This is a genomic window from Maritimimonas sp. 2205BS37-2 (assembly GCF_056591755.1).
On record NZ_JBWQOI010000001.1, the window covers coordinates 1,289,881 to 1,309,035 of the forward strand.

Annotated in this window: 19 protein-coding genes; all 19 read right to left on the bottom strand. The window is 31.3% G+C overall.

What is annotated here, in order from left to right; translation table 11 throughout:
• From AC1EUU_RS06145 to AC1EUU_RS06235, 19 genes are read right to left on the bottom strand one after another with little or no spacing between them, the layout of a single operon-like run.
• Positions 1-918, bottom strand: a complete 918-nt coding sequence (locus AC1EUU_RS06145; RefSeq protein WP_480200505.1) for a glycosyltransferase family 4 protein — start codon at positions 916-918, stop codon at positions 1-3.
• Between the two features lie 3 nt (positions 919-921).
• Positions 922-2,265: a phenylacetate--CoA ligase family protein gene (locus AC1EUU_RS06150; RefSeq protein WP_480200506.1), complete on the bottom strand. Its 1,344-nt coding sequence runs from the start codon at positions 2,263-2,265 to the stop codon at positions 922-924.
• 6 nt (positions 2,266-2,271) lie between these two features.
• On the bottom strand, positions 2,272-3,384 hold the full coding sequence (locus AC1EUU_RS06155; RefSeq protein WP_480200507.1) for a glycosyltransferase family 4 protein: 1,113 nt from the start codon (positions 3,382-3,384) through the stop codon (positions 2,272-2,274).
• 4 nt (positions 3,385-3,388) lie between these two features.
• Entirely contained in the window at positions 3,389-4,690 is a 1,302-nt protein-coding gene (locus AC1EUU_RS06160) for a nucleotide sugar dehydrogenase (RefSeq protein ID WP_480200508.1), read from the bottom strand.
• Between the two features lie 5 nt (positions 4,691-4,695).
• On the bottom strand, positions 4,696-5,625 hold the full coding sequence (locus AC1EUU_RS06165; protein WP_480200509.1) for a glycosyltransferase family 2 protein: 930 nt from the start codon (positions 5,623-5,625) through the stop codon (positions 4,696-4,698).
• Positions 5,564-6,952 (bottom strand): O-antigen ligase family protein, encoded by a 1,389-nt coding sequence (locus tag AC1EUU_RS06170; protein WP_480200510.1) that lies wholly within the window; start codon positions 6,950-6,952, stop codon positions 5,564-5,566. The genes AC1EUU_RS06165 and AC1EUU_RS06170 overlap by 62 nt, the downstream gene beginning before the upstream one ends.
• Positions 6,949-7,941 carry a glycosyltransferase gene (locus AC1EUU_RS06175; protein WP_480200511.1) on the bottom strand — a complete coding sequence of 331 codons (993 nt, stop codon included), beginning with the start codon at positions 7,939-7,941 and terminating at the stop codon, positions 6,949-6,951. Before AC1EUU_RS06175 ends, AC1EUU_RS06170 begins: the two co-directional genes overlap by 4 nt.
• An 8-nt stretch (positions 7,942-7,949) precedes the next feature.
• The gene (locus AC1EUU_RS06180; protein ID WP_480200512.1) at positions 7,950-8,762 is read right to left on the bottom strand and encodes a sulfotransferase domain-containing protein; all 813 of its coding nucleotides are present in this window, start codon (positions 8,760-8,762) and stop codon (positions 7,950-7,952) included.
• Entirely contained in the window at positions 8,759-9,475 is a 717-nt protein-coding gene (locus AC1EUU_RS06185) for a WbqC family protein (RefSeq protein WP_480200513.1), read from the bottom strand. The genes AC1EUU_RS06180 and AC1EUU_RS06185 overlap by 4 nt, the downstream gene beginning before the upstream one ends.
• A 3-nt stretch (positions 9,476-9,478) precedes the next feature.
• The gene (locus AC1EUU_RS06190; protein WP_480200514.1) at positions 9,479-10,591 is read right to left on the bottom strand and encodes a DegT/DnrJ/EryC1/StrS family aminotransferase; all 1,113 of its coding nucleotides are present in this window, start codon (positions 10,589-10,591) and stop codon (positions 9,479-9,481) included.
• Positions 10,581-11,291 (bottom strand): sulfotransferase, encoded by a 711-nt coding sequence (locus AC1EUU_RS06195; RefSeq protein ID WP_480200515.1) that lies wholly within the window; start codon positions 11,289-11,291, stop codon positions 10,581-10,583. Before AC1EUU_RS06195 ends, AC1EUU_RS06190 begins: the two co-directional genes overlap by 11 nt.
• 1 nt (position 11,292) lies before the next feature.
• A complete protein-coding gene (locus AC1EUU_RS06200; protein WP_480200516.1) occupies positions 11,293-12,738 on the bottom strand; it encodes a lipopolysaccharide biosynthesis protein in 1,446 nt (481 codons plus the stop codon).
• On the bottom strand, positions 12,735-13,667 hold the full coding sequence (locus AC1EUU_RS06205) for a methionyl-tRNA formyltransferase (RefSeq protein ID WP_480200517.1): 933 nt from the start codon (positions 13,665-13,667) through the stop codon (positions 12,735-12,737). Before AC1EUU_RS06205 ends, AC1EUU_RS06200 begins: the two co-directional genes overlap by 4 nt.
• A 2-nt stretch (positions 13,668-13,669) precedes the next feature.
• Positions 13,670-14,629: a lipid II:glycine glycyltransferase FemX gene (locus AC1EUU_RS06210; protein ID WP_480200518.1), complete on the bottom strand. Its 960-nt coding sequence runs from the start codon at positions 14,627-14,629 to the stop codon at positions 13,670-13,672.
• Positions 14,622-15,752 (bottom strand): DegT/DnrJ/EryC1/StrS family aminotransferase, encoded by a 1,131-nt coding sequence (locus AC1EUU_RS06215; protein WP_480200519.1) that lies wholly within the window; start codon positions 15,750-15,752, stop codon positions 14,622-14,624. The genes AC1EUU_RS06210 and AC1EUU_RS06215 overlap by 8 nt, the downstream gene beginning before the upstream one ends.
• Positions 15,749-16,309, bottom strand: a complete 561-nt coding sequence (rfbC, locus tag AC1EUU_RS06220) for a dTDP-4-dehydrorhamnose 3,5-epimerase (protein ID WP_480200520.1) — start codon at positions 16,307-16,309, stop codon at positions 15,749-15,751. Before rfbC ends, AC1EUU_RS06215 begins: the two co-directional genes overlap by 4 nt.
• Complete coding sequence (gene rfbG, locus AC1EUU_RS06225) at positions 16,285-17,391, bottom strand: CDP-glucose 4,6-dehydratase (protein ID WP_480200521.1); 1,107 nt, start codon at positions 17,389-17,391, stop codon at positions 16,285-16,287. The genes rfbC and rfbG overlap by 25 nt, the downstream gene beginning before the upstream one ends.
• Positions 17,373-18,152 (bottom strand): glucose-1-phosphate cytidylyltransferase, encoded by a 780-nt coding sequence (rfbF, locus tag AC1EUU_RS06230; RefSeq protein WP_480200522.1) that lies wholly within the window; start codon positions 18,150-18,152, stop codon positions 17,373-17,375. Before rfbF ends, rfbG begins: the two co-directional genes overlap by 19 nt.
• 17 nt (positions 18,153-18,169) lie before the next feature.
• Positions 18,170-19,147 (bottom strand): Gfo/Idh/MocA family protein, encoded by a 978-nt coding sequence (locus AC1EUU_RS06235; protein ID WP_480200523.1) that lies wholly within the window; start codon positions 19,145-19,147, stop codon positions 18,170-18,172.
• Between the last annotated feature and the right edge of the window lie 8 nt (positions 19,148-19,155).

Sequence of the window (19,155 nt, forward strand, 5' to 3'; positions counted from 1 at the left end):
TTAACCTATTGTTTTAGCATATAGATTAATCAATTTATTCGCTATCTCAGTATCATTCAAATGCGCAATATTTTCTCTACCATTTGTTCTCCCATCAAATATTAGTGCAGCTTTAATTTTATCTGAAAAATCATTAGTATCAAACTTAGAGATATAACATCCTTCGGTTTTACCAATATTCTTTTTAACATCACCAACATCAGTTGAAACTATAGGAATATTACAGGCCATAGCTTCTTTTATAACGTTTGGGCTACCTTCCCAAAGGCTGGGTAGTAATATAACGTCAGAAGCATTTAAATAATAAGGAATTTCATCGTTAGGCACATTCACCAACCAATGTAATTCAACCTCATCAGAATTCAATAGTTCATAGGCCTTCTGTGCCAATTCAAAATTCTTTTCTGGCCTATCTGGATTTGAGGTAAAAAGCAAGTGTTTTTTGGATATATCCCATCCAATTCTTTTCATAGCAGCCATTTTATCTATGGGTCTAAATTTACTAAAATTAACTCCATTAGGAATAACATTCACATTATTTAATTGAAGTGTATTTTTCATGTCTTCAGACTTAACGATAATAGATTTCCAGTAAAAAAATCGAAATATTCGAATGAAGTATCTATAAATCCCTTTACTTTTTACATCACTACCCATTAATGAAACTACTAATGGCTGTGCCCCTGATAGACTTGTTACAAATGCTGTTAACGAGTAATGCGCATGAACAATATCAAAAACATTTGATTTTAGAAACTTTCTTAATTTAAAAATTGCAGCGATGTAGGCTTTAATTCCGTTACCTTTAATTGGATAATAATGCAACTCAATAGATTTCTTGAGCGATTCTCCTTGGTTTAATATAATTGGTGAAATACCAATTACAGAGTTATATCTACTTACAAATAGCACTTTCATCTTTTATTTGGCTGAGAGTTTCTTGTATTGATCAAAAGAGATTATAAACTTTCTTTTACCAGTTTTAGTGGTATTAATTTGCGCTACTTTTTTAAAGTTTATTTTCATGTTTCCGAGAAAGCTCTGATAGATATCTATTACGCTATTTTTTGCCGTTTCACTAACAATATCATCTGTAACATACTCAACATCTATTTGGTCTATTGCCACTTGTATGATTCGAATCCCTTTTATATTAAACTCTGTTGTAAAACCAGATTCCAGAAGTGCATCGTCAAAAAAACCTCCATGTGCAATAGTACCATTTACTCCGGTAATAAAATCATACGACCTACCCTCAATTTTTTCAATCAGAGGTGAGTGCCTCCCACAAGTACAAGAACTTGAAGATAGCGTTGCCAAATCTCCGTTTCGATATCTTAATAACGGCATTGCATAATTATCAAGATTGGTAACTAAAATACTACCCGTTTTTGAAGGTTTATCATTTTCATCAACCACTTCAAGTATTGAATGCTCAAATGCTTGATGCATCCCCTTATGCTCTTTGCATTCAAAGGCAATAGAATTTGTTTCGCCACAACCATATTGATCATATAACTCATTTCCAAAAACATCAGTAATGTCTTTTCTATAGTAATCAAAAAGTTGTTCGGCTGAAACCGAAACTGAGTTCAGTTTTGCTTTAACATTCATCGCTTTCATTCTTTGGGCAAGAATATATACTGCAGATGTATAGCCTCGAAGGTTTTTATATTTCCCTTTAGAAATATCATCAACTAGGTCATCTAAAACCTCATTTGTAATACTATAAGTGTCAATTAGCTTATAATTATACAACCATTGCTTTAGAGATGATTTTAGTTTATCTTTTAATCCCATTGCGTGCCCGCCCCATAGTAATAGCTTTTTGGTTTCAAAAGTATTACCAATATCATTATTAAATCTTTGAACCAACGCTAATTCAACTATTTTACTTTCATTATTTACCGCCACAGACAAGGGTTTACCTGTTGATCCTGAGGTGATTCTGTTAAAATCTGGAGATATATTGGTCGCTAATAACTGTGGTGAATTATTTTGAATATCTTTCTTTTCTAATACTGGCAATTTGTTAAGATCTTCAATCGTTCGAATATCTTCAGGCTTTATTTTTCTATCATTAAAAAGTTTATGATAATAAGGCACATTGGTATAGGCATGAAGAATAATCTTTTGTAATTTTTCTTCTTGATATTTCCGTATTTCTTTTTCAGTAAAAAATTCGGTATCGCTTAATTCTTTTAGTTTTTTCTTTAAACCTTTCTTGTTTAAAAAGACACTATTTGCAATGAAGTTTCGTATCATTGGTAGTTAGTTTGATTGAATAACCTCATTAAACATTTGAATATATTTTTCAACCACTTTTTCAATATTGAATTCTTCATCTTTGAATTCAAGAATATTGTTTATTATTTCTGTTTTCTTATCTTCAGAAATAGTAATGGCTTTTTCCATGGCTAACATAAGGTCTTCGGGTGATTCATTTTTGAAAAGAAATCCGTTTTCGCCGTCATTAACATATTCTAGAAAGCCTTTTTCATCAGATGTAATTGGTATTAAATTATAATTATACGCTCTAAGCAGTGGTCCACTTTGAGTTACTTCTCGATAAGGTGCAAGAAAAAAATCGGCATCTTCAAATAGACCTGGTAATTCTTCTTTAGCAATGTATCTAATTTGTAGGTCTAGGTATTTATCATTTGTAATTAGCGGTTGATATTCTGCTTCCCAATCACTTGAACTGCCAGCAATAGTAACTTTAAAGTTGGTATACTTCTCACTCAACATATTAACTGCCTTCAATAGAACATCAACACCTTTATAGTAAAATATTCTACCAAAAAATAAGAAATTTGTCTTATTTATATCTTTGTTAATCTCTTTTTTAGGTAAATCTGTACCCACCAAATAGATTCGTATTACAAAGCTTTTCTTTTTTGGAAAATCGCTGTCAAAAAGTTCTCCTTGAGAATACGAAAAAAAGTGAAAGTATTTATAGAAATTTAATTGTACAGATTTATAAAACCTTTCACTAAATTTAAAACTTCCTTTAGATCTTTGATGCAACTTATAATCCATCATTGAAATGATGATCTTCTTATTTCCGAAAACAAGCCTATACAAAAGAGCTAAATAAGGACTTCCTAAATTTTCGATATAAATAACATCTGGATTAAATTTCTTGATTTTTTTAATAAGACTTATATCTTTGAATAATCCCAATAAGCTACTCGCACGTCGTTTTTCAAAATCGTGAAATATATAATCTACATTATGTTCTTTACAAAAAGCATGAACATCATTAGCTGTTACATTCTCACTTGGATAATAAGGATAGACGAGTAAAAAATCAGTCTTCTTATTAAGTCCATCCATTATTTCTCTTTCACGGACTAAACTATCAGATATAAAACAAACCTTCATAAAATTACCAATTTAAACCAATGTACCCCGGATGAGATTCAAACTTTTTAACTCTACATAAGTCAACGACCACTTTATCATCTGGAATTTCTATAGCTTCAATATTTTTCATTTTATTTGGAATAACTACAACATCACATTGGCCAATTAGCTCATCAACTGTATTACATAATAAATTGGAAACATGAGGGAGTTTTTGCTCTATATAACTCTTATTCGCTCCTATTAGTTTAGAAAGACTTACATTTTCGTCAAAAATCTTAATCTGTTTTCCTTTTCCTAATAATTGTTCAATGATTTCCACTGAAGGGCTATATCTTAAATCGTCTGTGCCCGATTTAAAACTTATACTTAAAAATCCAATATTGCTTTTCCCTGTTTCAAGAATTGTATTTAAAGCTACCTGTTTATGATTTAAGTTACTATTTTCAACTGCATTTATCACAGGCGAATCAATATAATTATCATAGGCCAGCATTTTTAACGCTCTAAGATCTTTGGGTAAGCAAGATCCTCCATAGGCAAAACCAGGTTTTAAATAACTTGGAGAGATATTTAATTGTTTATCCATACAAAACACTCGCATTACTTCATGTGAATCTATATCAAGTTTTTTACAAATATTACCTACTTCATTGGCAAAGACTATTTTTAAAGCATGGAATGAATTGTTTATATATTTATTGATCTCAGCAACTTTAATATCAACAACTTCAATTGGCCCGTTCACTTTAGCATAAATTTCTGACATTACTTTAATAGCTTGCTCACTATCACTTCCTAAAATGGTTAATGGAGGGTTATAATAATCTGATACTGCAGAGCCTTCTCTTAAAAACTCTGGATTTGAAACAACTGCAAAACCCACGTTTTTCTTCTTTCCTGAAGTATCTTCAATTATTTTTGCAACTTTTTCATTCGTTCCAGGTAAAACTGTTGACCGGATTGCAACTACATGAAAGGTATCTTTCTCTTTAAGAGCTTCACCAATTTGACTGGCTGAGTTGAAAACATAATCTAAATTTAGATGTCCTTCTTTAGAGGATGGCGTTCCCACACAAATAATAGTTACTTCACTTTTTATCACCGCATCTTTAAAGTTTGTTGTGGCACTAATGGTTCCATTCTTATGCTGCTCTTCTATAATTATATCAATGTCTTTTTCAATAATTGTTGGCTTTCCATTATTTATTAAATCAACTTTTTCATTTAAAATATCTACTCCAATAACATTGTGCCCATTTTGAGCCAGGCAACCCAAACTTACACAACCAACATAGCCTAATCCGAAAATACTTATATTCATATCAATTATTTAATTATTTGTAATGGTTTAATTCTTTTGTTTTTTAATCCCCATTTAAGTGCTGATAAAAATCCTTCCCAACTTTTCAATAAAGTCTTTAGCTTTAATTTTAGTATTGACTTTACTGACAAAATAAAAAGGTATTTTCTCTTTTCTTTATAATAGTACTTATAGTCTTTATATTCACGATGCATCATATGCGCAATCAACGGATTTCTAAAGTTAAAATACATTTTAAAAGCTGAAACTTTCCCTATAGTAACGCTTTCTTTATGCCATAATTTTGCATTGGGTGTATAAAAAATTTTATATCCAGCTTTTTTAGCGCGTACTTGCCATTCAAAATCTTCTGCTTGAAACGCAAATTCGGTGTCATATCCTCCAACTTCATTATATACTTTTTGACTTACTAACCAGAATATGTCATCGCACCAAGGAAGTTCTCTTTCGTTATCATATTGACCTTTATCCTCCTCTCCAATACCTATATCTTCTCCTCTCCAATTTTTTTCATCCCATTCACGACCACAAGTTTGTAATGTATTGGGAGAATCAAAGTAATATACCTTGCCCGTGACGAACCCAACATTATTATTGGATTCTGCAGTTTTTATGCATGAACTTATGATGTTCTTATCAACCTTAACATCATTATTTGTTATTAAAACATAATCTGCATTTTGTTTTTGAAAGGCATATTCTAGTCCAAAATTAAAGCCTCCGGAATATTTTAAATTTATATCGGTTCTTAGTACCTTAACCTGTGGCCATTTGTTTGAAACATATTCTTTAGTTCCGTCATTAGAGCCATTATCAATCACTACAACTTCAAAATTCTCATAATCGTTTGCGAGGTAACTCGAAACGGCATCATCAAGTAGTGGTTTCCCATTGTAAGACAGTATTAGAACTAATACTTTTTTCTTTTCTTTCATTTTTATTTTTCTCAAAATTGTAAAACACTTCTCTTGAGGCAAAATACATTGCCAAATATACATACCAGAAAGAACGGCCTGATAAAGAGACAGGTGTAAACCAGTTAATATATTGTATTAAATGATATAAAAAGTAAATTATGAAGGTCATTAACGCCAGAAATTCTATACTATAAAAAGAAATTTCACTCCTTCGTAAATATTTTAGATCATTAGCTAAGCATCTAATTAAAATTATATAAACAGGTAAAAAACACAAAATTCCAAAAATTCCTGTCATAGCAATTGCACCTAAAAATGGATAATCTGCAGCTTCGTACCCTTCTTCATCTCCCTCTTTGGTTCTCCATTTATTATCAAACCCAGTTCCAAAATACGGGCTACTAACAATTAAATTTTGCATAAATTCTTTGCCGAAGCCTAAACGAGCATCTTTAGATCCTGTTGAAGTTTCTCCTTGATTAATCACATTTATTGACTCTTCAATACCAATCTTAGCGGCTTCAATATGCTTTGGAAGACTAAGTGATAGAACAAAGCCTAGTATAACTAAATACACCGACATGGAGGCCACTTTTTTTATGGGCACCAAAGGCTTTCCTGAAACATAATTAAAGAGTATGGTGGTCAAGAAAAAGTAAATGAAGAATCCTAACAGGTGTCTTCTTGTTATTGTAAGTAATATGGTTGCTGCAGTAAGTAAAAAAGCCATTAGTATGTATTTTTTCCACTTGAAACTTTTCTTTAAAAATACAAGTACGATAAATCCCATAGGCTCTAACAAAAAGAAATCACCATAGCTAATGAGAAATATACGCTTTACATCTACGAAACCTCTATTATTTTCTGTATACGGAATGATATTTGCACCTGTGAGATAAGATAATAAGAATAAAGACAGTATAATTATTGATGATATGATAAGTGTCTTAAAGAAAATAATGGCGCTTCGAATGTAAAATGCATATACCATCACAAAGAGCAAGAAACTATAAATTGTATACCTACTTTTTTTAAGGAAAGTAAGATAGGAATATCCCGTGTTACCATTTAAAATTGGCACAAAAAAGCCAAACACCAGGAAATAATAGATGGCAAAAAAACCTAAATATTTGATTGTACTAGTATAAGCCTGATTTTTAATAGTACTACGACTAAGCATATAGCAACCAAATAATAAGAAAAAAATGGCATCTTTTACACCTACCGATCCTTCAGAGCCCTTTAATCCAACTACATTTAATATTCCTCCAGGATTGGAAAACATTATCAATAGAAACCAAAAAACATAGTCAATAGGATGATATTTAGGCTTGCTAGCTGTCATTTCTTTATTCCTTTTTTAACTATCCACTTTAAGCAATATAATAAGTATATTGGTTTCTTTATGAAGATAGAAAAAGTCGGAGATTTTTCTTTTAGGCTTAAATGTTTACTTCTTATTAGATTTACAAAGGTTTTTGCAAGAATATCTTGATCAACATTTTTGTTAGTAGCGACATAGTATTTTAGAGCCGATTGTTTTACCAGGGGCGTTCTTTTCGCAAAAAAATTACTAATTCTGCTGATTCCTAAATCATGAACTCTATAACTAGCGGTATCTTCATTGAAAAATTTAATCTTGCCTAATGTTGCCATATGCAACCATAAGCGATAATCATACGAAAACTCCTCTAATAAAAATTCATTAAAATAATTGTGAATATATTTAGTTTTGGCACAAATAGTTAATGTATTTATAAAGTTTCCTTTCATCAAATCCCAAAAAATATCTCCACTTTTATACATAGACTTCAATTTCTTATGGTAATCTCTTTCAAGTTTAATATTGTCTTTATCAATCATTGAAATATCTGAATACACCATACCATATTCGCTGTTTTGATCTAAAAAATCAACTTGTTTTTGGAGTTTATTTGGGTCTGTCCAAAAATCATCTCCCTCACATATTGTTAGATATTCTCCTCTGGCGCTTAATATATTGTTAGTAAAATTGAACTTACCAGTTGGCGTACCATAAACTTTAATATTATTGATTCTGGAGTGTAGAAATAGTCTGATCTTATCTGAGTGCTTTTTTGAATATTCTAAACATATTTCTCTAGTTCCATCATTTGAATCATCTTCTCCCAGTATTATCTCAAACTGGAAATTTGTCTTTTGATTTAAAATTCCATCTAAGCACTTGTTTATATATTTTGCATGATTATAGGTTGTAACACAAACAGAAACTTTTGGTTTCTGATTTACTTGGTTATCATTTTCTATTACCGGTACCTTTTGATATTGCTTTAAAAATTGTTCTCTAGTTAGCATGGGTACCTTCAATTGATATAATTATTATAACCGTGCTGCCTTAAAAACCCATCAATCTCCATAATTATTTTAGGGTCTAATTCCTTTTCCCAACTATTATCAACTTTTTTAACTTTATAAACAGAGTAGGCGTCTTGATCATTTTGAGATTTACTCTTGTTCAAAAATCCTTGCGTTTGAGAGTCAAAAGGGATTTTACAAAAGTCAAAAACATATTTGACTACCTTCTCAGTATTTATTAATAGTTCATCATAATTTATTCTATGGATTCTATTCGGATGTTTTTTTTCAATTCTCTTGAAAATCTCTTCACACTCTATCCATTTTCTAAAGCCATTAAACTCCTCTGGTTTACCTAGGTTCTTTTTAGGTGCATCTAACCACTCTTCATCTTTAGACCAATTCAATTCTTTTTTAAATTCTTTTGGAGCATTAAACCAAGAATTTAAAGCTGCCTTAGGGTTTCGCGTTAAAGCAATTAGTATTAGTTCGTCATCGACTTCCATTAAATGCTCAAGAAGATTATGATACCTAACTTCTTTATAAGCAATATGCGTGCAGTTTTCTTCTTTTTTAAATTGAGGGTATCTACCATCTTTAATATGTTGAGTGCTATTGATAAAGGCGTCATCGCTTTCAGCAATAGCGTCAAAAAATTCAATCACATTTTCTCTTTTACTTGACAGCGTTAATGCATCCTTAAATGCATAAGAAAAAAGGGGTTGTAATCTATAGCACACGTGGGTTGAGCTATTAAATATCTGCCCTAACCATGAAGAACCAGATCTTGGAACGCTATGTATCGCAATTCTTTTTTTCATATAAGCTCAAAATCATTAAGGTATTCTTTGACCCTATCTTTGGTATTGAACATCAAAACATCAATTATTGAAAGGTTTTCGATGAATTCATTTTTAAATTGCTGATAAACTATTGGGTTCGATTTCAGGAAATTAAGTTCATAACCGTTCTCTTTAAAATATGTTTTGTCATACAAAGAAGTTCCTCCAATTGGGTTAATATAGTGATCAATATTTAAATGTTTCAATTTTTCAATTTTCTTTATCACACGTTCTTGTACGCTTAAATTTTGGTCATTATTAATCCGCCATGTTTTAGAACTTAAAAAAGAAGTCTTTATCTCTAGGTAATCACAAAGAATTCGTAACTGATTTTCAATAAATCTAGAAATATTCAAATCTTCAAAATCGAAAATCTCGTTAATCAATTTAATTGTTGGTTGATAACAAGGTGCCTTTTTATACGCTAATTCTAGTTTTCTAAGAAATTTATCTTTTTCTTTTCTGAAATTATCAGCAAAATAACGTTGGTCAATAGTTGAGTGGTGAGAATCTTTTTTAACAGGGAAAGAGAACAAACAGTCTTTACCATGCATTAAAATTCTATTTCGGTTTATCCATCCTTTTTGTATGTATTGAACGTCATCACCAATACCAAAATAATCAACTGCCTCGATAAGCTGGAAGTAGCCTAAATAGGGGAACAGATAGGGTTGCATCACAGCAATTTTCATAGCTTAATTTTTTATAAGATCAACTATTAAATCAATTTCTTCACTGCTTAGATTTGGATAAATTGGTAAACAAATTACCTGATTCGTTAATATTGTTGCTTCTTTTAAATTTTCAGGGCTGGCAGATGGAAGACCTCTATAAGTAGGGAAATCACTTATTAAAGGATAAAAATACCTTCTACTGAAGATATTGTTATTTTTTAATTTATAATATAGTTCATCTCGGGTTAATTTATATTCTTTTTCATTTATAAAAATAGGGAAATATGAGTAATTATGCTGAATATTTTCTATATCATTTAAATATCTTACTCCTTTAATTCCTGATAGTTTTTCTTTATATAATTCAGCGATTTTTTTTCTTTGTACTGTAAGTTCTTTAATATTCTTTAATTGTAAGATACCATATGCCGATTGCAATTCATTCATTTTCGCATTGATCCCCGGAGCCACAACAGTTATTTCATCAGCAAAACCAAAGTTTTTTAAGTAATCTATTCTTTTCTTTGTTTTTTCATCGTTACATACTATCGCGCCCCCTTCAATAGTATTAAATGTTTTCGTTGCATGAAAACTCAATATTGAAAGATCTCCAAAATTTAAAATAGATTGGTCATTCTTTTTAACATCGAATGCATGTGCCGCATCGTAAATAACCTTAAGTCCGTAAATTTCAGAAATTCGATCTATCGCTTCTACATCTACTGGATTACCATAAACGTGAACCGGTAATATAGCCGTAGTTCTTGGTGTAATGGCTGCTTCAATTTTTGACGGATCTAAATTACCATAAACCGGATCTACATCAACAAACACAGGTTTAATACCATTCCAATGTAATGCATGTGTGGTAGCCACAAAAGAATAAGGTGTTGTAATTACTTCACCAGATACTCTTAAAACCTGTAACGCAGTAATAAGCGCTAATGTTCCATTAGAGAAAAGACTAATATGTTTTACACCTAAATGATTTGCAAGTTTTTTCTCAAATTCTCTATGGAATTGCCCATTATTAGTTAACCATTTTCTTTCCCAAATGGTTTCTAAACTTTTTACAAAGTCATCTAGATCTGGTAAAGTAGGTTGCGATATTAGTATTGGTTTTTTACTTTTCATTTGTTTTATTTTCCCAAGGGAAATTTTTTTGATCAGTTTCTATACCTAAAAAATTAGCCAGCTTTTGGTATGATCCATCTTCGGCAACGTTTAAAATTAATAAATCTTCCTTTCTAAAACGAAAGTATTCTTTTACAATTTTATTATGAGTTTCATAATAGTCAACCAATGCTTCTTTATTATAAAGATCATCATCAGTAACATTATTTACATGTATCCTTGCATAATAAGGAAATCCCTTATACACATAATTGGCATTCTTCAAATCCTCGGCAGTTGGTGGTACATTACCATTGCCCCATAATTTCCCATGATATTTAACTAAGGAGTTATACCATTGATCTGACGAATCTCTAACCGTTAAAATAAATTTACTTCCACGAAACGCTTGGTCCATGGCCATGAATGTATAAGGGTGACTAAAAGGAGAATCCTGAAAGAAAACTGCAGTTTTACAATAACTTATTAGCTTTCTAAAATCTCTTTTTACCCAAAACTTAAATAAGAGTTCTGCGTCATTTTGATTTCCTACTTTATAACCAAGGTCACGCATTGCTTTTGCTAAAGAAGTTGTACCTGTTTTATTTAACCCAACGCAAAAAATCTTCTTTTTATTAAACGATGTTAAAACATGATATGGCCTAGTAACAGCTCTAATTATAGGTCTTTTCTTTACTTCTATGCCAAATAATAATTTCATTTTATATTTTTTTTACCAGCTTTTCACTAACAATAGATTTTATATTCAAAAATAATTTTTTGTCAAAAACATATATGATAGTAAAATATAAACTCAAAACAAAAAGTGCTGAAATTATAGCCTTAATATAGTTATTGTTAATCAATTCAGATATGTACCAACCAGAAGCAGTTAATAATACTGCTGTTATTAGAATAATTGAAATATCTTTTAGTTGTTCTAACATCCCATAATTTAGAAACTTTTTGGTATAATAAGTATTAATAATTAGAGCCAAAAAGGAAAGTATAATCTCTCCATAGATTATATATAAAACTCCAAATCTATACATTACAATTATGTTAATAACTCTAAACGCGTTTTTAAGCATGGATAAGTTAAAATTCAGCTTCATTTTTCCTTGTGCTGTTAACACTTGTACATTTACCATTTGTATGGGATACAAAATGCCTGCTATTAATAACAGTTGAAAATAAGGCACCATTGGTAACCATTTTTCTGTTAGTAAAATTAAAAATGCTGGTTTAGCAATAACTATAAAAACTGCTATCAAAGGAGCCATAAAAAATATAATATGTGTAATGAATTTTTTCATTGCTTCTTTAAGTACTTTTTTATCATCTTGAATTTTCGAAAATACCGGGAAAGCAACGGTTCCAACGGCATTCGATGGGGTTCTTGTTACTACTATTTGAAATTGCTTTGCTTTTGTATAAAAACCTAATTGGGCAGCAGGAAAGAACTTACCAATAACGATAAAGTACAAATTCTCAAAAAAAGTTGCCATTAGATTTGTGGTTAATGCCCATGTGCTAAATGACAATAATGACTTTAAAGAACTAGTGCTAAAATAGAGTTTTGGCCTCCATTTATAAAATATCCAAAGGCCTAGACTTTCTATACTTGCTTTTGACAATGTTTGAATAACCAAACTCCATACACCATAACCGTTTAAGGCAGCATAGATTCCTAATGCTCCTGAAATGATAGTACTAGTAATTATGAGCAGGGTTTTTTTCTTAAAATTGACTTCTTTTGTAAGCTTCGTAATCTGAATCATTCCAAAAGAATTGATTATCAGCACTAAGCTCAAAACTCTTATAATATCAACTAATTTTGGTTCTTCATAAAAATTTGAAATTAATGGTGCTGAAAACCATAATATGATATACAGAACAGTACTTATGAATAAATTGAAATAAAATATGGTACTAGCATCTTCTTCATTTGTGTCTTGCTTTTGAATATAGGCTAAACCAAATCCGCTATCAATAAATATTAAAGAGAGCGAAATAAAAATGGTAATCATACCGATAAGACCATAATCAGCAGGACTTAAAATTCTTGCCAAGATGATCCCTAAAAAGAGTTTAATAAACTGTATACCAAACTTTTCTGTTAGGTTCCAAATAACTCCATCTATAGATTTTTTCTTTAAATCTTTCAAACTTCAATTTTTTTCTTGGTAATCAAATAAGCTATTTGCCCATCTGATGTTTCCAAATAGATGTTATTCGCATTATCTAGATAAGGGATTTTAGTTGCTAACTGCCAACTATTAGTCTTAACTACATTAATAACATGAAACTCTTGGTTCTTAAATTTATAGGTTGCATTAGAGTTATAAGCTCTAGAAGATAAAATCAGGTTTCTAAGCTCATTATAACTCAATCTATCATGAATAAGGCGATGCTCTTTTTTGAATGGTTTTTCATAGGAGCCTTGTTTAGGGTCATTATTTAACAATTCTACCTTTTTATTGTTTTTAAGGCCTACTATTAGCCTAACAAGTAGTAATTCACCTAGTCCGAATAAATATTTATTTAACAGTTCTGTAGTTTCTAAGCCTGTTACAGGAACTTCGTATTGTTCAATAATCTCTCCTTCATCGATGGCCTCATTGATATAGTGAAAAGTTATACCTGTTGCACTTTGACCATTTAAAAGTACCCAATTGGTTGGTGAAGCGCCTCTATTATTTGGCAAAAAAGCTGGATGAAAATTAATACATCCTAATTTTGGAGCTTCGATAATAAAATTTTTGAGAATTCTAAATCCGTATGTAAATGCATAATCTATTTGGTGCTCTTTAATAATCTTTTCAAACACTCTTGTATTCACTTGATTAGAATTATAGACAGGTATTGAATACTTTTTAGCCAAAAAATAGGGTTTAAACTTTTGTTCAAACTCGGTTCTTTTAGTTAGATATCTTATATATCGCTTAACTTTTAATATCAGCGTTTTTAAAACACCTGTTTTCTTAATATAAAATGGCGTATCTGTAACCACAAATTGCGGAATTAAGCCAGACATGATTAACTCTTTTAAAACATTGTTGGTATGAGAAGGGTTTGTTAAAAGAATAAATCTCATTATTAAGTTTTAGTTATTTTCTTTACCATCTTATATCCTAAAGAATTTTTAGTGTAAATAGGGTATTCTATTATATTACTAGAAATTCCTGTTTTAAATCTATAAATAGCTGGTAGAATCTCTTTTTGCAGATTTCCTAAGTCGTAGTATTTCACTTTCAACTCTTTTGAAAGCTGGATCGCTTCCCATTGCAACAACTCCCCCTGCCCTTCATTCTTAACATTAAATGTAGAGGCTCCTTTATAATACAACATTGAATTTTTATTGCCGATTATAAAGATGCCAGATATCGGTTTTTCATCTTTGAAAGCAACTAAAATTATCGCTTGTTTTTTAGGCCCATAATGATCGATAAGTGCTTTGTAATAACGTTCATTAAGATGCGTATATCCTAATTTTTGGTGTAATTCATTTAATATTGGCCAAAAATGAGCAAGACCTTCGCTTGAAAAAAAAGCTTTTGATGAAATTCCTGATTTTTGAGCCTTTCTTATCATATTCCTCCGCTTAGAGTGGATCACATTGCTAAATATATCTTCGGCATCTAAGCTAAGATCAATAACACAGGTTTCACCTTTTTGAGAAGCCAAATCAATATTTTTATTGTTTTCGATTGTCGGTAGACCACAATAGTTTAATGAATTGAAAAAACCTACAGACAAATTATTATAATCTATCAATTCATCTTTTACAAAACCAGCATATGGTATATCATGAAGTGGTTTAAAATGATACCGTTTTAAGCCAAACTTACCTTTTTCCATATGAACAGGTGATAGATTACCAATATCATTAGGGTTATCTACAAGATAAAACAACTCAGTATTGAATTCTTTTTCAACAATTTTATTTAGATCAAACTCCTGAAAAACAGATCCATTATGGTCATTAATTACCCTCAAGATTTGACTTTCTTGTTTTGAATTAGGTTTTATTAGTGTATAGTTTTTATACTTAAGCATTAAACTCTTTTAAATGTTTAATAACATAATTTACTTCTTCATCAGTTAAATCTGAATGTAAAGGAAGTGTAACAAACCTATTCGCTTCTTTTTCTATATAATTACAATCGCTAGCATACTGTTTAAATAAAGGTTGTAACGTTAATGGTGTGTAATGACAGCCCGTAGCGATACCTTTAGATTTCAAATAGATCATTAAGTCATCTCTTCTGTCTGACCTAATACCGAACATCTGATATACATATGTTTCAGGCTCGAAAGGCAATAAAGGTTCTACTCCATCTATTTCTTGTATTGCATCTAGATACATTCTAATAATTGCCGATCTTCTAGCATTCATACCATCAAGTTTCTTTAACTGCGCTAATCCTATAGACGCCGATAAATCATTCATATTATACTTATACCCTAGTACATTGATTTCATAAAACCAATGCATTGCATCTTTATTAGCATCTGTATAAGATTGTGCAGTTTTCCAGTTATCCTTATCAATTCCAACCCATCTAAAGGCTTTAATATCTTTAATGAGTTCAGTATAATTAGTAACAATCATGCCCCCATCACCAGTAGTCATTAATTTCTTTTCTTCAAATGAATAACAACCAAAATGTCCCCAAGTACCTAAAGGCTTGCCTTTATATATTGCTCCTGTAGTATGGGCACAGTCTTCAATAACCTTTAGATTTTTCTCGTTAGCAAATTCCATTAATTTGTCCATTGGCACTGGATGGCCTGCATAATGAACTGGCATAATCGCAACACAATCCTCATCATATTTATTCTTCATATCATCTAGATCCATCCCTAAGGTTACCGGATCTGAATCAACAAAAACAGGAATTAATCCATTGTACAAAACTGCACATGCCGTGGCTGCAAAGGTTAGTGACGGTACTAAAACTTTCTTTCCTTTCTGGAAATTAAAAGTCATTAGTGCGACGTGCAACGCAGCTGTTGCAGAGTTTAAGCCAATAGCGTGCTTAACTCCAATATATTCTGCCCATTGCTTTTCAAACTCGTTAACGTTAGGACCAAGGCCAATCCATGACCTATCAAAAGCTTCTGATATATTTTGTAATTCTTCCTTGCCTACAGAAGGCTTGAATAATCTTACATTCATAATTTTATAGAATTATATTTAGTGATAAATTCACTTAATGTTAAGTTTTTTGAATCTTTATCTGAAAGTTTAGGGTTAATTATCGGCCAATCTATATTAATTTCTTTATCACTCCATAATAGGCCTAATTCAGCCGATGGCGTATAGTAATTGTCTACCTTATATAATACTTCGCTTATATCTGTTAATGTGCAAAAGCCATGGGCAAAACCTCTTGGAATAAAAATCATTTTTTTATTCGCTTCACTAAGTTCAATACTATCCCATTGGCCGAAGGTATCTGAGCCTTCTCTAAGGTCTACAAATACATCTAAAACAGCACCTTTAACGCAACGAACCATTTTAGTCTCTGAATATGGTGGCATCTGAAAGTGTAATCCTCTAATGATTCCTTTTGTCTCTGATCGAGAATGGTTCTCTTGTACCCATTTTCTATCAATTCCATTTTCTCTAAAAATGGCATCATCAAAGGCTCTCATAAAAAAACCTCTAGTATCACCGAGGGGTTTTAATGTAATTTCATAAACACCTTTTAATTTTCGTTCTTTAATTTCCATAGCTTGTAGTAAGCATCAATTTGTTGATGGCATAAATTCAACACATTGGCTTCTTTATATTTTTTATACCAGTTAACTGTAAACTCAATTGTCTCTTCTATGTTTAAAGCTGGAGTCCAGCCTAAATGATATTTTGCTTTATTAATGTCTAATGCTAATAACTTCGCTTCATGAGGTGCACTCTTATCTGACTTATCCATCCATTGTCCGGAACCATATTTAACAATTAATAATGAAACTAATTTTTCAACCGTTACTACATTATCAGCTTCTGGTCCAAAATTCCATGCTTCAGCATATCTTATAGGATCTTTATGCATCATAGCTCCAAGCATTAAGTATCCAAAAATAGGTTCTAGAACATGCTGCCAAGGTCTAACAGATTTGGGGCTCCTTACTTCAATTGCTTTACCTTCTTCGATAGATCTGATACAATCTGGTATTATCCTATTTTCTGACCAATCACCTCCTCCTATTACATTACCAGCTCTTACAGAAGCAATTGATTTCTTATGTTTATTATAATCTTTTGGATTGAAGAATGAATTTCTATAAGACGAAATTACAATCTCCGAAGCTCCTTTACTTGCACTATATGGATCGTATCCTCCTAATTTATCTTCTTCTTTATAAGGCCATACCCATTCTTCATTATGATACACTTTATCTGTAGTAATCATTAAGGCAGTTTCTACAGAGCTTGTTAATCGAATAGCCTCCAATATATTTGCTGTACCTAGGGTATTTGTTTCAAAGGTTTCAAGTGGGTTTTCATAACTTTCTAAAACTAGTGGTTGTGCAGCAAGATGAAAAACAATTTCTGGTTGCTCATTTTTAAAAACCTTAATCAAAGCATCTTTGTCTCTAATATCTAGCCTAATATCTTTTATTAGTGAAGAAAGGTTTGATAGATTAAAATTATCTAATTCAGTTTTGGGGTCTAGTGCAACACCAATTACTTGGGCTCCTAGTTTTTGAAGCCAAATAGCCATCCATGATCCTTTAAAACCGGTATGGCCAGTAAGAAGAACCTTTTTATCCTTGTATAGATTAAATAATGAATCTATGCCCAGGTTTTCCATGCGGCGTTATTTGCATTCCATAATTTCTCCAAGTCATTTTTATCCTTCAAAGAATCCATAGCTCTCCAAAAACCAGTATGTTTAAAGGCGTATAATTTTTCCGCCTTTGACATCTTTTCTAAGGGATCTCTTTCAAAAACACTTGTTGAGTTGTTTTCTATATAATCAAAAACTTCTGCATCACACATGAAGAAACCTCCATTAATCCAACCTCTTTCTCCTTCTGGTTTTTCTTCAAATGATTTTACGAGTTGGTCATCTTCTCCAAAATCAATGGTACCATACCTACTCTGTGGTTGTACAGTAGTCATAGTAATAATACCATTATGCGAATTATGAAAGTTTACTAATTCATTTAAATTAACATCTGAAACACCATCTCCATAGGTAAGCAAAAACTTATCGTCTCCAATGACAGATTTTGCCTGTTTTATTCTACCTCCAGTCATCGTATTTAAACCTGTATCTAAAAGTGTTACTTTCCAATCTTCAGATTGATTATTAAGCATTTTGATCTCATTATTTTTAAGATCAATTGTAACACTTGAATTATGAAGAAAATAATTGGCGAAATATTCTTTAATCATATACCCTTTGTAACCTAGAAGAATTACAAATTCATTGAAACCATAATGAGCATACGACTTTAAAATATGCCATAATATGGGTTTACCGCCGATTTCAACCATTGGTTTAGGTCTAATACCTGTTTCTTCTGACAATCGGGTTCCAAACCCACCAGCCAAGATGACTACTTTCATGTTTATTTTTTAGTTGGTTATTGTTCTTTACTACTTTTAAACGGATGTTTTGACTTTTCTAATTTAGCCATAGGGTGATAATCTCCTTGTAATGGACTTAACTCTTTATTACGAATTTGATGCACGATACTAATTGATTGACGCGCATCTTCTAATCCAAATCCTTCTCCGTTAATTATATTTTCGTAGCTCTTTGTATGTAAATCGAAAAAGCCATCGCTAAATTCTATTTCTTTACCATCTACTGTGATAGAACGATATGTTCTTTGTCCTTTTTCTTTAACCGTATCTGGCAGTACATCGTAATTAATAGATAAAAACCATCTTACTCTTGCTTTTTCAAGCTCTAAATAACCTGCAGCTCTATCGTGTTCATGTAAATGTACAACATTGTTTTTTACATCACCAAATATGTATGTAAGCATGTCATAAAAATGAATACCTATATTTGTTGCAATACCACCCGATTTTGTAATATCACCTTTCCAGGATGTGAAATACCAATTACCTCTTGAGGTTAAGTATGTTAAATCCACATCATAGATTTTATCTTTTGGTCCATTTTCTATTTGCTCTTTTAATTCAATTATGCTCTTATGAAGTCTTAATTGTAATATGGTATGTACTTTTTTATTGTATTGGTTTTCAATATCAACTAAAGCATCAATATTCCATGGGTTTAAGACTAACGGTTTTTCGCATATAGCATGTGCCCCACTTCTTAAAGCCATTCTTATATGAGAATCATGCAAGTAATTTGGAGTACAGATGCTAATGTAATCTAAACTGATGTTCTTCCGTCTTAATTTCTCAATATGTCTATCAAACCGTTCAAATTCAACAAAAAAAGCAGCATCGGGATAATAGCTATCCATGATACCAACACTATCGAATTTATCTAGTGCAACCAGAAGATCATTATTAGTCTCCTTAATTGCTCTTAAATGCCTAACGGCTATATAACCACCAACTCCAATTAATGCGAAATTTTTCATAGAGATTG